The organism is Streptomyces sp. NPDC043878, from assembly GCF_056435735.1.
Genome location: NZ_JBWKDW010000015.1, coordinates 151,998 through 166,418 on the forward strand (window position 1 = coordinate 151,998; position 14,421 = coordinate 166,418).

A 14,421-nucleotide genomic window follows, 5' to 3' on the forward strand; every position below is an offset into this window, starting at 1 on the left:
CGACGTGAACTCCACCTACGCCGTCCCCGCCGTCGCCCTGGTCGTCGTCGCGACCGTCCTCGTCGGCGCCTTCGGCCTGCGCATCTCCCGCACCACCTCCGACTTCTACGTCGCCTCCCGCACCGTCGGCCCCCGTCTCAACGCGGCCGCCATCAGCGGCGAGTACCTCTCCGCCGCCTCCTTCCTCGGCATCGCGGGCCTGGTCCTGGTGCAGGGCCCCGACATGCTCTGGTACCCGGTCGGCTACACGGCCGGCTACCTGGTCCTGCTGCTGTTCGTCGCCGCCCCGCTGCGCCGCTCCGGCGCCTACACCCTGCCCGACTTCGCCGAGGCCCGGCTCGCCTCCCAGGCGGTGCGGAGGCTGGCCGGGGCCTTCGTCGTCGGCGTCGGCTGGCTCTATCTGCTGCCCCAACTCCAGGGCGCCGGACTGACGTTGACGGTGCTGACCGGGGCGCCCGACTGGCTCGGCGGAGTGATCGTCGCGGTTGTGGTGGTGGCCACCGTCGCGGCCGGCGGCATGCGCAGCATCACCTTCGTGCAGGCGTTCCAGTACTGGCTCAAGCTCACCGCGCTTCTCGTCCCCGCCCTGTTCCTGGTCCTGGCCTGGCAGGGCGACGGGGGACCCCGCGGCACGTTCGAGGAACCGGCCACCCTCCGCGAGCAGCGCGTGGTCCGCGTCGACGACACCCTCGACCTGAGGCTCCACCGCGCCCTGACGGTCCGGGTCAGCGGCCGGGTCGACGGGCGGCCGTACCACGCGGAGCGGCTCCGGCTCCCGGCCGGCACCCACCGGATCGAGCGGGGCACCCGGCTGACCTTCGACGCGGGCGCCGCCGTCCCGGCCGCCGACCGCACCGTCACCGCCGGCGGCATGTCGACGTCCCTGGCCGCGGGCCGGGAGGAACGCCCGCTGTACGCCACCTACGGACTGATCCTCGCCACCTTCCTCGGCACCATGGGCCTGCCGCACGTCGTCGTCCGCTTCTACACCAGCCCGCACGGTGTCGCCGCCCGCCGCACCACGGTGACCGTCCTCGGGCTGATCGGCGCGTTCTACCTGCTGCCGCCCGTCTACGGCGCGCTCGGCCGGCTCTACGCCCCCGAGCTCGCCCTCACCGGCGACGCGGACGCCGCCGTACTGCTGCTGCCCGGCCGGATGATCGGTGGCCTCGGCGGCGACCTGCTCGGCGCCCTGGTGGCGGGCGGCGCGTTCGCCGCGTTCCTGTCCACCGCCTCCGGGCTGACCATGGCCGTGGCGGGCGTGCTCACCCAGGACGTCCTGCCGGCGCGCGGCGTACGGCACTTCCGGCTCGGCACGGTCCTCGCCATGGTCGTACCGCTCGCCGCGAGCGCGCTGGTCGGCGGGCTGCCGGTGGCCGACGCCGTCGGGCTGGCCTTCGCCGTCTCCGCCTCCTCGTTCTGCCCGCTGCTCGTCCTCGGCATCTGGTGGCGGCGGCTGACCCCGCCCGGCGCGGCCGCCGGCATGCTGGTGGGCGGCGGCTCCGCGTTCGTCGCCGTGACCGCCACCATGGCGGGCTTCCCCGGCACCAGTCCGCTGCACGCCCTGCTGGCCTGGCCGGCGCTCTGGTCGGTGCCGCTGGGTTTCCTCACCATGATCCTGGTGTCGCTGGCCACGGCCGGCCGGGTGCCGGCGGGCACGGCGGCGATCCTGGCCCGGTTCCACCTGCCCGAGGAACTGTGGGCGGAGGCGAAGGCGTGAGCGGATTCCTGGCCGGCCTGTGCGTGGCCGTGCTCCCGCTGCTGGCCGCCGGCTTCTGGCTGGGCCGGCGCACCGCGCGCCCCGAGAGCCTCGGCGGTCTCGGCACCCCGGTGGAACACGCCACCTTCGAGACCCTGCACACCGCGTCCCTCGCCGCGCCCCCGCTGCGCGCCGGCCTGACCGAGGAGACGGCCGGCCGCTCCGCCCGCCGGCTGCGTTCCCTGCTCGGCACGGACGCGCTGTGCCTGACCGACCAGAAGGACGTGCTGGCCTGGGACGGTGTCGGCGCCCACCATCGCACCGAGATCATGGAACGCCTCGCCGGACCGCTGGAGACCGGCCGCGGCGAGGCCGTCCGGCTCACCTGCGACACCCCCGACTGCCCGGTGCGGTGGGCCGTCGTCGCGCCGCTCACCGTCGACGACCGCGTCCACGGAGCCCTCGTCGCCTGCGCGCCCCGCGAGTCCGCCGTCCTGGTGCGGGCCGCCGGAGAGGTCGCCCGCTGGGTCTCCGTCCAGCTGGAGCTGGCCGACCTCGACCGGTCCCGTACCCGGCTCATCGAGGCCGAGATCAAGGCCCTGCGCGCGCAGATCTCCCCGCACTTCATCTTCAACTCGCTCGCGGTGATCGCCTCCTTCGTGCGCACCGACCCCGAGCGCGCCCGTGAACTGCTCCTGGAGTTCGCCGACTTCACCCGCTACTCGTTCCGCAGGCACGGCGAGTTCACCACCCTCGCCGACGAACTGCACGCCATCGACCAGTACCTGGCGCTGGTCCGGGCCCGCTTCGGCGACCGCCTCCTGGTCACCCTCCAGATCGCCCCCGAGGTGCTGCCGGTCACGCTGCCGTTCCTGTGCCTGCAACCCCTCGTCGAGAACGCCGTCAAGCACGGCCTGGAGGGCAGGTCCGAGCAGAGCCGCATCAGCATCACCGCGCGGGACACCGGCGCCGAGGCCCTCGTGGTGATCGAGGACGACGGCGCCGGCATGGATCCCGTGGCGCTGCGCCGCATCCTGGCCGGCGAGGTCAGCCCGTCCGGCGGCATCGGGCTGTCCAACGTCGACGACCGGCTGCGGCAGGTCTACGGCGACGACCACGGCCTCGTCATCGAGACGGCCGTGGGGGCGGGCATGAAGATCACCGCCCGGTTGCCGAAGTACCAGCCGGGGGTGCACTCGGCGGGACGGCTCACCGGCGGATGAGCCACGGACCCCCGCCCAGCGGCCGCTGCCGCGCAGGGCGGACACGCCACCGGTCAGGCACCCCACCGGTCAGGCACCCCGCCGATGAGGTGTCCCACCGGTCAGGTACTGCGTGTGGCGACCATCCCGAGGGTGAGCAGACCCAGCACGACCCAGCCGAACCACAGCCAGCCGTTGCTGCCGAGGGCCACCGTGTAGGCCGTCACCACGACGAGTCCGCCGACGGTGAGCACCCCCATCGCCTTCGTGGAACCGTTCGTGGAACCGGGCATCGCGGCACCCTCCTCGTGACTCGTTCCCCCTCCATGGTGCCCCGGTTCCGCCCGCGGGCGGCGCGGACGGCCGAAATCCGTCCCGGACCGGAGGGCCGGGGCGGCCCGGCGCGCGGTCCCGGCGCACGGCAGCCGTACCTCCGAACGGGTGAGCCGGGGCCCGGGGGACGGGGGAGAGGGGCGCCGGTCAGTTGCCGCGGGCGTTCAGGGAGGCCAGATACGCGTTGTACGCCTCCAGCTCCTTGTCACCGTCGCGGTCCGCGGCCCGGTCCTGGCGCTTGGCCTGCCGCTGCTCGGAGCCGTACCACTGGAACAGCAGCGCGATCAGCACCAGCACGGACGGGATCTCGCTGAACGCCCAGGCGATGCCGCCCGCCGCGTTCTGGTCGGCCAGCGCGTCGATGCCGAGCGAGGCGGGCGGGTTCTTGTACGTCGCGACCAGCGGCTCCGACGCCATCATCAGGGCGATGCCGAAGAACGCGTGGAACGGCATGCCCGCGAACAGCTCCAGCATCCGCATCAGGTAGCCGGGCCGGTTCGGGCCCGGGTCCACGCCCATGATCGGCCAGAAGAAGACCACACCGACCGCGAGGAAGTGGACCATCATCGCGATGTGCCCGGTCTTCGAGCCCATCAGGAAGTCGAAGACCGGCGTGAAGTAGAGCGCGTAGAGACTCGCGATGAACAGCGGGATGGTGAACGCGGGATGCGTGATGATCCGCATGTAGCGGCTGTGCAGGAACATCAGCAGCAGCTCGCGCGGCCCCTTGCGGTGGCCCCGCCCGGCCGGCGGCAGCGCGCGCAGCGCGAGGGTGACCGGCGCCCCGAGCAGGATCAGGATCGGCGACAGCATGCTGATGATCATGTGCTGCACCATGTGCACGCTGAACATGACCATGCCGTAGTCGTTCAGCCGGGTGCACATCACGAGCGCGACGGTCAGCACCCCGACGACGAAGGCGATCGTCCGGCCCGCCGACCACGCGTCCCCGCGCCGCCGCAGCCGCACCACACCCCAGCCGTACAGGCCCAGCCCCACCAGGCAGGCGATGAGGAAGAACGGGTCCGCGGACCATGTGAGCCCGCGCCCCAGCGTGAACGGCGGCAGATCCATCGTCATGCCGTGCCCGCTGTGATCCATCCCACGGCTCCTGGTTCGTGCGCAATGTGCTGTCTGTCCGGACCCAGACTAGGACCGGCCCCGACCGCGCTCACGACCGGGGTCGGCCGCGCACCGCGGGGCCGCGGGGAACCGCGCGACCGGCCACGACGCACCCGCGGGTGAGCACCGCACCTCCGGCGGAGCGCTCAGAGCACGCACTCCGCTTCCTCGTACCGCTCGTCCGGGACCGTCTTCAGCGTCTCCACGGCCTCCGCCAGCGGCACCATCACGATGTCCGTCCCGCGCAGCGCGGTCATCTTGCCGAACTCGCGCCGGTGCACCGCCTCCACGGCGTGCCACCCGAACCGCGTCGCCAGCACCCGGTCGTACGCCGTGGGCGTCCCGCCTCGCTGCACGTGCCCGAGGATGACCGGCCGGGCCTCCTTGCCGAGCCGCTGCTCCAGCTCCAGGGAGAGCTGGCGGGCGATGCCGGCGAAGCGCTCGTGGCCGTACACGTCCTTGGCGCCCTCGTCGAAGTCCATGCTGCCGGCCACCGGCTTGGCACCCTCCGCCGCGACGACGATCGCGAACCGCTTGCCGGCCTCGAACCGGGCGCCGACCCGCGCGGCCAGCTCCTCGATGTCGAAGGGCCGCTCCGGTACGACGATGGCGTGGGCGCCGGCCGCCATGCCGGAGTGCAGCGCGATCCAGCCGGTGTGGCGGCCCATGACCTCCACGACCAGGACCCGCTGGTGGGACTCGGCGGTGGTCTTCAGCCGGTCCAGGGCGTCCGTGGCGACGCCCACGGCGGTGTCGAAGCCGAAGGTGACGTCGGTGACCGCGATGTCGTTGTCGATGGTCTTCGGCACGCCGACGACGGGCAGGCCACTGTCCGCCATCAGCCGGGCCGCCTTGAGCGTGCCCTCACCGCCGATGGGGATGACCGCGTCGAGGCCGAGCTCCTCGACATGGCCCCGGGCCCGTTCCACCCCGTCCCGCAGGTGCGAGGGCTGGACCCGGGAGGAACCGAGGATCGTGCCGCCGCGGGCGAGGATGCCGCCCACCGCGTCGAGGTCGAGCTTGAGGTAGTCGCACTCCAGGAGGCCCTTCCAGCCGTCCCGGAAGCCGATGACCTCATCGCCGTGGTCGACGACGGCACGGTGCACGACGGACCGGATGACGGCGTTCAGGCCGGGGCAGTCGCCGCCGGACGTGAGGACACCAATGCGCATAGCCCGAAACAACCTTCTCAACGTGGGCCGGGGACCGGACCACGCTGTCCGGCCGGATTCCCGCCACCCTAGCGGCTGAGGGGCGCGTCGCCGAAGCATCCGTCCGCCTGCTGGACGCCCCCGCTCACCTGTGCCCACCCCCTGTCAGACGGGCTGGTTGCGCCGGCGGGGCGAACGGGTGAACAACGCTCCGCGCGGGAGTCAGGCGGGCTGCTCCGCGGCCGCGATGCGCTCACTGCGCAGCGACTCGTACCAGCGGTCGTCGGTCGGCGGCAGCGCGTTGACGTCCAGGGCCAGCTTCAGCAGCAGGTCCGCGAGCTGCGGGTTGCGCGCGAACACCGGACCGTGCATGTACGTGCCGAAGACCGTGTCGTTGTACGCGCCCTCCGTGCCGTCGGACGTGCCGTTGCCGTTGCCGAAGCGCACCTGGGCCAGCGGGCGGGCGGTGGGGCCGAGATGCGTGACGCCCTGGTGGTTCTCGAAGCCGGTCAGCGGGGGCAGGCCCAGGCGCGGGTCGATGTCGGCGAGCACGTCACCGACGCACCGCTGGCCCTCGCCGCGGACCGAGACCACGTCGAGCAGACCGAGGCCGGGCTCGCGCTGGCCGAGGTCGTTGATGAACTCGTGGCCGAGGATCTGGTATCCGGCGCACACCGAGAAGACGATCGCGCCGTTCTCCACGGCCCGCTGGAGGCCGCCGTCGCGGCGCAGCCGCTCGGCCGCGAGCCGCTGCGGCCGGTCCTCGCCGCCGCCGATCAGGTAGATGTCGGCGGAGGTGGGGATCGGCTGGTCGCTGCGCACGTCGAGGCGGGCCACGTCGAGGCCGCGCTGCCGGGCCCGGCGCTCGACGACCAGGACGTTGCCCTGGTCGCCGTAGGTGCTCAGCAGGTCGGGGTAGACCCAGACGACCCGCAGGCTGTTGTCGCTCATGAAGTCATCGTCCTTGTCACTCAGTTGCCGACGCGGCGGCGCAGGTCCTGGAAGGCGGTGTAGTTGGCGATGACCTCGATCCGGCCGGGCGGAGCGGCCTGGACCGCCTGTTCGAGGTTCTCGCACACCTGGAAGTGCTGGTTCGCCACCTCGAGTCGCACCGCGAGGTCCAGCTTCCGGTCGCCCAGGACGAGGATCGGGTGGCCGGTCAGACGGGTGTAGTCGACGTCCCACAGCCACGAGGTGTCGGTGCCGTCGGCGCCGCGCGCGTTGACCGAGAGGATGACCGGGGTCGGCGGCGGGTCGATCAGACTGAACGTCTCCAGCCAGCCGGCCGGGTTCTTGGCGAGCAGCAGCCGCAGGTCGCGCTGCATGAACTGGACCACGTCGTAGCGGCCGGCCACCGCCTGCACCTGGTACATGCGCTCCAGGGCCACCTGGGGCGGCACGCCGAAGACGGCGGCGACGGCGGCCGAGGAGGCGGCGTTCGCCTTGTTGGCGCGCCCCGGCAGCTGGAGGTGGATCGGCCACGCGGAGCCGTGCGGGTCCAGGACGTGGTCGCCGGACAGCGCCCAGCTCGGCGTGGGCCGGCGGAAACCGCACTCGCCGCAGAACCAGTCGTCGCCGGGGCGCTGCATCACACCGCCGCAGGAGGGGCACGACCAGGCGTCGTCCTTCCACATCTGCCCGGCCGCGACCCAGATCACGTTGGGGGAGGAGGAGGCGGCCCACACGACGAGCGGGTCGTCGGCGTTGGCGACGATGACGGCCTTGCAGCCGGCCAGCCCCTCACGCCAGTGCTCGGCGAGCATGCGGGTCTCGGCGGCGCGGTCCAGCTGGTCGCGCGAGAGGTTCAGCAGGGCGATGCACTTCGGGTCGGTGTCCCGGGCGACGCCCGCCAGGTACTTCTCGTCGACCTCGATGACGCCGTACCGCGCGTCCGAGCTGCCCGCCAGCGCCGAGGTGATGCCGGCCGGCATGTTGGCGCCGAGCGCGTTGGACACGACCGGGCCGGCGGCACGCAGCGCCTCGGCGATCAGCCGGGTGGTGGTGGTCTTGCCGTTGGTCGCCGACACGAGCACGACGTCCAGGTTCTGGGCGAGCCGCGCGAGGAGGTCGGGGTCGAGCTTGAGCGCCACCCGGCCGCCGATCACCGAACCGCTGCCGCGCCCCGCGGCGCGTGAAGCCGCCGCGACCGCCTTGCCCGCGGTCACGGCCAGCTTGGCCCGCGGCGTGAGCGGGTCCGAGTTGCCTGACATCAGTTCTCGATCCTCCTTGCGTACGCGCCGCGCCTCTGCCTGACGGCAACGTGGTGGTGGTCAGCCTATCGAGATCCATTCGCTCTCCCGAATCCCGGCACCGTCCAAACCGGCGCGGCGGGCCAGGTCGGCGGGGGACCGTACTCTTGCCGTCATGCGAAACGGCCCTATTCCGGGCGCCCGCGGGCGCGTCCGGCCCCTCGTCCTGCTCGGCGACGCGACGCTGCGTGAGCCCTGCCGGGAGGTTACGGAGTTCGGTCCCGAACCGGCCCGCCTCGTCGAGGACTTGTTCGCGACCATGTACGCCGCCCGGGGAGTCGGTCTGGCCGCGAACCAGATCGGCGAGCCCTGGCGGGTGTTCGTGTTCGACTGCCCCGACGACGAGGACGTGCGCCATCTGGGCCATGTGGTGAACCCGCGCCTGGTGGCGGCCGACGGGCTGGTGCTGCGCGGGCCGGAGGGCTGTCTGTCCCTCCCCGGCCTGGAGGCGGGGACCGAGCGCCACGACCACGCGGTGGTCGAGGGGTTCACGGTGACCGGGGAGCCGGTCACCGTGCACGGCACCGGCTTCTTCGCGCGCTGCCTCCAGCACGAGTGCGACCACCTGGAGGGCCGGCTCTACGCGGACCGTCTGTCGGGCCGCCGCCACCGCCGCCTCATGCGGCAGGTGCGGCGCGCCTCATGGCACGGCTGAGCTGACCGTCACGCGCGGGCGGGCACCCGGTCGCGCGGTGACCCTCAGAACCCGGGCCCGCCGACCTTGTCCCCCGCCGCGGCCAGCCGCCCCCACAGCAGGTCGGCCAGGCTTCGCACCAACTCCGCGCGGGTGCACGGGCGTTCGCCGAGCCACCAGTCACCGGCGGCGTGCATCATGCCGACGATGCCGTGCCCCCAGACCCGGGCGAGCTGCTGGGTGCCGGGGCCGACGTCCAGCCGCTCCTCGATGACCTGGGCCAGCTCCTCGCCCATCCGCCGCAGCAGGGGTGCCGAGTGCTTGCCGACGTCGAAGCCCTGCTCGCCGGGGGAGCCGTCCGCCGGATGCATCAGGAAGCGGTACACCTGGGGCCGCAGTTCGATCGCCGCGAGGTAGGTGTCGAGCGTGGCCTCCACGCGTTGCCGCCGCTCCGCCGGAGCGTCCAGGGCGGCCCGCAGCGAGGCGAGCAGCGCGTCGGTGTGCCGGGTGGCGAGAGCGGCGTAGAGTCCGCTCTTGTCACCGAAGTGCCGGTACAGGATGGGCTTGGTGATGCCGGCCTCGGCGGCGATGGCGTTCATGGAGGCCTGCGGGCCGTCGCGCAGCACCACCCGGTCGGCGGCCTCCAGCAGTTCGCGCCGTCGGCGGTCGGCGGACCTCTGCTGCTCGGTCCGCTGCGTGGTGTCCATGAGCTCTCCCCACCCGTGCTGATTCGGTGACGCCTGCGCAAACTAACACTCAACACCCTCCTGACATCGAACGGGCTCCCGAGAGGACATGTGGAGTTGACATTTCCTACTGGTCGGTAACAGACTACTGTTACCGCAAGTAACATGCACGTGCGCCACCGCTGGAGGGGACATGGCCGAGTTCACCATGGAGCTCAACGACGAACAGAAGGAGGTGCGGGACTGGCTGCACGGCTTCGCCGCCGACGTCATCCGCCCCGCCGCCGCCGAATGGGACGAGCGTGAGGAGACTCCCTGGCCGGTCATCCAGGAGGCCGCGAAGGTCGGCATCTACTCCCTCGACTTCTACGCCCAGCAGTACTTCGACCCCACCGGCCTCGGCATCCCGATGGCCATGGAGGAGCTGTTCTGGGGCGACGCGGGCATCGCCCTGTCGATCGTCGGCACCGGCCTCGCGGCCGTCGGCGTCCTCGCCAACGGTACCGAGGAGCAGGTCGGCACCTGGATCCCGCAGATGTACGGCGACGCCAACGACGTGAAGGTCGCCGCCTTCTGCTCCTCCGAACCCGACGCCGGCTCCGACGTCGCGTCGATGCGCACGCGTGCCGTGTACGACGAGGCCAAGGACGAGTGGGTGATCAACGGCACGAAGACCTGGGCGACCAACGGCGGCATCGCCAACGTCCACGTCGTCGTCGCGGTGGTCGACGCGGAGCTGGGGTCCAAGGGCCACGCCTCCTTCATCGTGCCGCCCAACACGCCCGGCCTGTCCCAGGGGCAGAAGTTCAAGAAGCACGGTATCCGTGCCTCGCACACCGCCGAGGTCGTCCTGGAGAACGTCCGCGTTCCCGGTTCCTGCCTGCTCGGCGGCAAGGAGAAGCTCGACGAGCGCCTCGCCCGGGCCCGCGAGCGGGCGAGGACCGGCGGCGAGCGCGTGAAGAACGCGGCGATGGCCACCTTCGAGGCCTCACGTCCGGCCGTCGGCGCGATGGCGGTGGGCACCGCCCGGGCCGCCTACGAGGTCGCCCTCGACTACGCGAGGACGCGCGAGCAGTTCGGCCGCCCGATCATCGACAACCAGGGTGTCGCCTTCCAGCTGGCGGACATGGCCACGTCCGTCGACGCGGCCCGGCTGCTCGTCTGGCGCGCGTCGTGGATGGCGATCAACGGCAGGCCCTTCAAGGCGGCCGAGGGCTCGATGTCCAAGCTGTTCGCGAGCGAGACCGCGAAGAAGGTCACCGGCCAGGCGATCCAGATCCTCGGCGGCAACGGCTACACCCGGGAGTACCCGGTGGAGCGGATGCACCGGGACGCCGCCATCTACACCATCTTCGAGGGCACCAGCGAGATCCAGCGCCTGGTGATCGCCCGCACCGTCTCGGGCATGCCTCTTCGCTGAGGCGTCCCGGGTGCTCCACCCGCGGGGCGGGCCGGACCGGCTCGCCCCGAGGGACAGCCCTCAGGGTGTGGTACCGCTGCTGTGCGCGATGCACGCCACGTCGATCCGGTCGGCCAGTTTCGCGAGCTCGATCGTCAGGGCCGCGACCGTGTCCTCGTCGAGCCCCTCCTGCCCGGCCTCCACGAGATGCAGCCACCGGCCGCCCACCGTGCGGAGCAATTTGCTCACGTCGGCCGCGGAGACCTGCAAGGTGCCGCGGTCGTCGACGATCAGAGGCAGTGTCACTTCGCGGTTCACAAAGGGGATCGTAGCCGCGGAAGGCTCACGCTCCGTGCCATACGGTGGTGATGTTGCAGAACTCGCGGATTCCGTGCCCGGACAGCTCACGGCCGTACCCGGACCGCTTCACCCCGCCGAACGGCAGGGCCGGATGCGACGCCGTCATCCCGTTCACGAACACCCCGCCCGCCTCCAGATCCCGTACGAAGCGGTCGACCTCGGCCTCGTCCCGCGTCCAGACGTTGGAACTCAGGCCGAACGGCGAGTCGTTGGCGATCAGCACGGCCTCGTCGAGGTCACCCGCCCGGTACAGCGTGGCCACCGGGCCGAACGCCTCCTCGCGGTGGACGCGCATCTCGCGGGTGATGCCGGCCAGGACGGTCGGCGGGTAGAACCAGCCGGGCCCGTCGGGCCGCTCACCGCCGCACAGCACGGCCGCGCCGCTGCGCCTGGCGTCGTCGACCAGTTCCTCCAGGTCGGCCCGGCCCTGTTCGCTCGCCAGCGGCCCGACGTCCGTGTCCTCCTCCAGCGGGTCGCCGACCTTCAGCGCCGCCATGCCCCGCGTGAAGCGCTCGGCGAAGGCGTCGTAGACGTCCGTGTGCACGATGAAGCGCTTGGCGGCGATGCACGACTGCCCGTTGTTCTGTACCCGCGCGGTCACCGCGACCTGCGCGGCCCGGTCCAGGTCGGCGGACGGCATCACGATGAACGGGTCGCTGCCGCCCAGTTCCAGCACCGTCTTCTTGACCATCTCCCCGGCGGTGGAGGCGACCGCGCGGCCCGCGGGTTCGCTGCCGGTGAGGGTGGCCGCCCTGACCCGCTCGTCGCGCAGGATCTCGTCGACCGCCGCGGAGCCGACCAGCAGCGTCTGGAAACAGCCCTCGGTGAAGCCCGCCCGGTGGAAGAGGTCCTCCAGGTAGAGGGCGGTCTGCGGCACGTTCGAGGCGTGCTTGAGCAGGCCGACGTTGCCCGCCATCAGGGCGGGCGCCGCGAACCGGACCACCTGCCACAGCGGGAAGTTCCACGGCATCACCGCGAGCACCGGGCCGAGCGGCCGGTAGCGGACCAGGGCGCGGGAGGCGCCGGAGTCCCTGACATCGGATGCGGCGGGCTCCTCGTCGGCGAGGAGTTCCTCGGCGTGCTCGGCGTACCAGCGCATCGCCTTGGCGCACTTGGCGGCCTCCGCGCGGGCCTGCTTGACGGGCTTGCCCATCTCGGTGGTGAGGAGCCGGCCGACCTCCTGCTCGTCCTCCGCGAGGAGATCGGCGGCCCGGTTGAGGAGGCGGGCCCGCTCGGCGAACGCGGTCGTGCGGTACGTGCGGAAGGTGGCCTCCGCGAGCTGGAGCCGGCGTTCGATCTCCTCGTCGCCCATGGCCTCGTACGTCTTGAGCGTCTCGCCGTTCGCCGGATTCACCGTCGCGATGGGCATGACTGACCTCCTGGGAGCGGACTGTGCTTAGACCTTCCCGCGCGGCGGTGGCGACCGCAACGCGGGTACGTCTGCGGCGGGTACACGTGTGTCTCAGCCCGAGTGCTCCGCCAGCCGGTCGAGAAACGCGGCCTGCGCGCCGACGATCACCTCGCGGGCCCGGTCGAGGCCGAACCACGCCACCCGGTCCAGCTCGGGGAACTCCCGCGTCCGGCCGGAGCGCGGCGGCCACTCCATCCGGAACGTGCCCGGGTCGATCGTCGCCGGGTCGAGGTCGGCCTCGACCGCCCAGGCGGTGACGGTCTTGCCGCCCGTCTGCCTGACCTCGCCCAGCGGCAGCGCCGGGCCGTCGGGCGGCGCGAGGCCGAGCTCCTCGCGGAACTCACGGCGGGCCGCGTCGAAGGCCGGCTCGTCGGGCTCGTACTCGCCCTTGGGCACCGTCCACGCCCCGGCGTCACGCCGGGCGAAGAACGGGCCGCCCATATGGCCGAGCAACACCTCGAGGCCGTTCCCCGTGTGGCGGAACAACAGCAGGCCCGCGCTCCGCCTCGCCGTCACGGCAGCACCCGCGGGTGGGCGGCCAGCAGCGTCTCCACGGTGTCGGCCTCCTCGGGGCGCTTGTCCTCGCGGTAGCGGACCACGCGGGCGAAGCGCAGGGTGACGCCGGCCGGGTAGCGGGTGGACCTCTGCAGGCCGTCGTAGGCGATCTCCACGACGAGTGCGGGGCGTACGGTCACCACGTAGCCGCTCTCCTCGACGGCCAGTTCCCGCAGCCGGCCGGTCTGCCACGTGAGCATCGCGTCCGTCATGCCCTTGAAGGTCTTGCCGAGCATGACGAAGGAGCCGTCCGCCGCGCGGGCGCCCAGGTGCAGGTTGGAGAGCTTGCCGGTGCGCCGGCCGTGGCCCCACTCGGCCGCGAGCACCACCAGGTCGAGGGTGTGCACCGGCTTCACCTTCAGCCAGGACGCGCCACGCCGGCCCGCGCTGTAAGGGGCGTCGAGGGACTTCACGACGACGCCTTCGTGGCCCCGGTCCAGGGTCTCGGCGAGGAACCCCTCCGCCGCGGCCAGGTCCCCGGGCCCGGACACCGGCGTGCGGCGTACCCGCATCGGCTCGGGCACCAGCCGGGCCAGCTCAGTGTGCCGCTGGCCGAAGGGCAGGTCGAGCAGGTCACGGCCGTCCACGGACAGCGTGTCGAAGAACACCGGGGAGACCGGGACCGCCTCGGCGGCCGTGGCCACGTCCACGCGTGAGCCGACCCGCCCCGCGGTCTCCTGGAAGGACCGGGGCCGCCCGTCCTCGCCGAACGCGACCACCTCGCCGTCGAGGATGAACCGCTCGCCGCGCAACCGCCTTACCGCCGACGTCACTTCGGGGAGCCGGTCGGTGATGTCGTCGAGGGTGCGGGTGTAGACGCGCACGCTCTCGCCGTCGCGGTGCACCTGTACGCGGATGCCGTCCAGCTTCTCCTCGACCACGCAGGTGCCGAGCTTGTCGACCGCCTCGGCCACCGAGGTGGCGCTGTGCGCGAGCATCGGCAGGACCGGGCGGCCGACCGTGAGCCGGAAGCGGTCCAGGGCGGCGGGGCCGTCGGCGAGCAGGGCCCGCGCGACGGTCTGCAGCGAACCCGCCAGCATCACCGCCCGCCGTACGTCCCCGGACGGCGCCCCGGTCGCCTCGGCCAGCCCCTCGACCGCGACGGCGTCCAGCGCGCCCTGGCGGACCTCGCCGCTGAGCAGTCCGAGCAGGAACCGCTGCTCCTCGGCCGTGGCCGCGCCCATCAGCTCCCCGACCAGGCGCACCCGCTCGGCCTGCGAGCCGGCGCCCGAGACCCCGCCCAGCTCGGTCAGCCGGGCGTCCACCTCGCGGACGGTCAGCGACGGTTCGGCGGCCGGGTCGACGGCGCGGCCGATCACCTTCCAGCCGACGCCGAGCCGCCCCTGGGGCAGTCGTCCGGCGAGGTAGGGGATGACGATCGGCGCGTCCTCGGCCTCCGCGTCCCGGAACAGCTCGGCGAGCAGCGCGATCTTCCGGGACCGCGCCGAGGTGGCGGCCACCTCCTGGGACACCTGGGCCAGCCGGGTCAGCAGCATGCAGTCATGGTGCACCGCGGACGGGGGGTCCACACCCGGACAGATCCCTCCCGCGCCCCTGCGCGCGCGTCGAGGCCGGTCATCAGCAGGCCGCCGTCGATGGTGGCACCGGCCGGCAACCGCG

The 14,421-nt window shown here is 72.6% G+C and carries 14 protein-coding genes; 4 read left to right on the forward strand and 10 right to left on the reverse strand.

All coding sequences use genetic code 11. The features are described from left to right. Positions 1 to 4 precede the first annotated feature (4 nt). Together AC07AZ_RS21950 and AC07AZ_RS21955 are read left to right on the forward strand one after the other, a co-directional pair. On the forward strand, positions 5 to 1,720 hold the full coding sequence (locus tag AC07AZ_RS21950; protein ID WP_478850210.1) for a sodium/solute symporter: 1,716 nt from the start codon (positions 5 to 7) through the stop codon (positions 1,718 to 1,720). Then, the gene (locus AC07AZ_RS21955) at positions 1,717 to 2,922 is read left to right on the forward strand and encodes a sensor histidine kinase (RefSeq protein ID WP_478850212.1); all 1,206 of its coding nucleotides are present in this window, start codon (positions 1,717 to 1,719) and stop codon (positions 2,920 to 2,922) included. Before AC07AZ_RS21950 ends, AC07AZ_RS21955 begins: the two co-directional genes overlap by 4 nt. Positions 2,923 to 3,023: 101 nt before the next feature. On the opposite strand, the gene AC07AZ_RS21960 is transcribed toward AC07AZ_RS21955, so the two are convergent. From AC07AZ_RS21960 to AC07AZ_RS21980, 5 genes are all read right to left on the reverse strand, one after another. Then, a complete protein-coding gene (locus tag AC07AZ_RS21960) occupies positions 3,024 to 3,194 on the reverse strand; it encodes a hypothetical protein (RefSeq protein ID WP_356037686.1) in 171 nt (56 codons plus the stop codon). Positions 3,195 to 3,381: 187 nt separating this feature from the next. After that, positions 3,382 to 4,335, reverse strand: coding sequence for a cytochrome c oxidase assembly protein (locus AC07AZ_RS21965; protein WP_478850215.1), 954 nt, complete (start codon positions 4,333 to 4,335; stop codon positions 3,382 to 3,384). Between the two features lie 167 nt (positions 4,336 to 4,502). After that, positions 4,503 to 5,528: a 6-phosphofructokinase gene (locus AC07AZ_RS21970; RefSeq protein ID WP_478850217.1), complete on the reverse strand. Its 1,026-nt coding sequence runs from the start codon at positions 5,526 to 5,528 to the stop codon at positions 4,503 to 4,505. Positions 5,529 to 5,729: 201 nt separating this feature from the next. Beyond that, positions 5,730 to 6,458: a type 1 glutamine amidotransferase gene (locus AC07AZ_RS21975; protein WP_478850219.1), complete on the reverse strand. Its 729-nt coding sequence runs from the start codon at positions 6,456 to 6,458 to the stop codon at positions 5,730 to 5,732. Between the two features lie 20 nt (positions 6,459 to 6,478). Further along, positions 6,479 to 7,717: a MurT ligase domain-containing protein gene (locus AC07AZ_RS21980; protein WP_478850221.1), complete on the reverse strand. Its 1,239-nt coding sequence runs from the start codon at positions 7,715 to 7,717 to the stop codon at positions 6,479 to 6,481. A 154-nt stretch (positions 7,718 to 7,871) separates the two neighbouring features. Here AC07AZ_RS21980 and def point away from each other — a divergent pair, with 154 nt between their 5' ends. After that, positions 7,872 to 8,411: a peptide deformylase gene (gene def, locus AC07AZ_RS21985; protein ID WP_478850223.1), complete on the forward strand. Its 540-nt coding sequence runs from the start codon at positions 7,872 to 7,874 to the stop codon at positions 8,409 to 8,411. A gap of 44 nt (positions 8,412 to 8,455) precedes the next feature. On the opposite strand, the gene AC07AZ_RS21990 is transcribed toward def, so the two are convergent. Beyond that, a complete protein-coding gene (locus AC07AZ_RS21990) occupies positions 8,456 to 9,097 on the reverse strand; it encodes a TetR/AcrR family transcriptional regulator (protein ID WP_478850225.1) in 642 nt (213 codons plus the stop codon). Positions 9,098 to 9,269: 172 nt separating this feature from the next. Here AC07AZ_RS21990 and AC07AZ_RS21995 point away from each other — a divergent pair, with 172 nt between their 5' ends. Continuing rightward, entirely contained in the window at positions 9,270 to 10,496 is a 1,227-nt protein-coding gene (locus AC07AZ_RS21995) for an acyl-CoA dehydrogenase family protein (protein WP_356037665.1), read from the forward strand. Positions 10,497 to 10,556: 60 nt separating this feature from the next. On the opposite strand, the gene AC07AZ_RS22000 is transcribed toward AC07AZ_RS21995, so the two are convergent. From AC07AZ_RS22000 to AC07AZ_RS22015, 4 genes are all read right to left on the reverse strand, one after another. After that, positions 10,557 to 10,793, reverse strand: a complete 237-nt coding sequence (locus tag AC07AZ_RS22000; RefSeq protein ID WP_371673016.1) for a DUF6213 family protein — start codon at positions 10,791 to 10,793, stop codon at positions 10,557 to 10,559. 25 nt (positions 10,794 to 10,818) lie between these two features. Then, positions 10,819 to 12,204, reverse strand: a complete 1,386-nt coding sequence (locus AC07AZ_RS22005; protein WP_478850228.1) for an NADP-dependent succinic semialdehyde dehydrogenase — start codon at positions 12,202 to 12,204, stop codon at positions 10,819 to 10,821. A 93-nt stretch (positions 12,205 to 12,297) separates the two neighbouring features. Next, on the reverse strand, positions 12,298 to 12,762 hold the full coding sequence (locus AC07AZ_RS22010) for an NUDIX hydrolase (RefSeq protein ID WP_478850230.1): 465 nt from the start codon (positions 12,760 to 12,762) through the stop codon (positions 12,298 to 12,300). Further along, complete coding sequence (locus tag AC07AZ_RS22015) at positions 12,759 to 14,297, reverse strand: ATP-dependent DNA ligase (RefSeq protein ID WP_478850232.1); 1,539 nt, start codon at positions 14,295 to 14,297, stop codon at positions 12,759 to 12,761. The genes AC07AZ_RS22010 and AC07AZ_RS22015 overlap by 4 nt, the downstream gene beginning before the upstream one ends. Positions 14,298 to 14,421 lie beyond the last annotated feature (124 nt).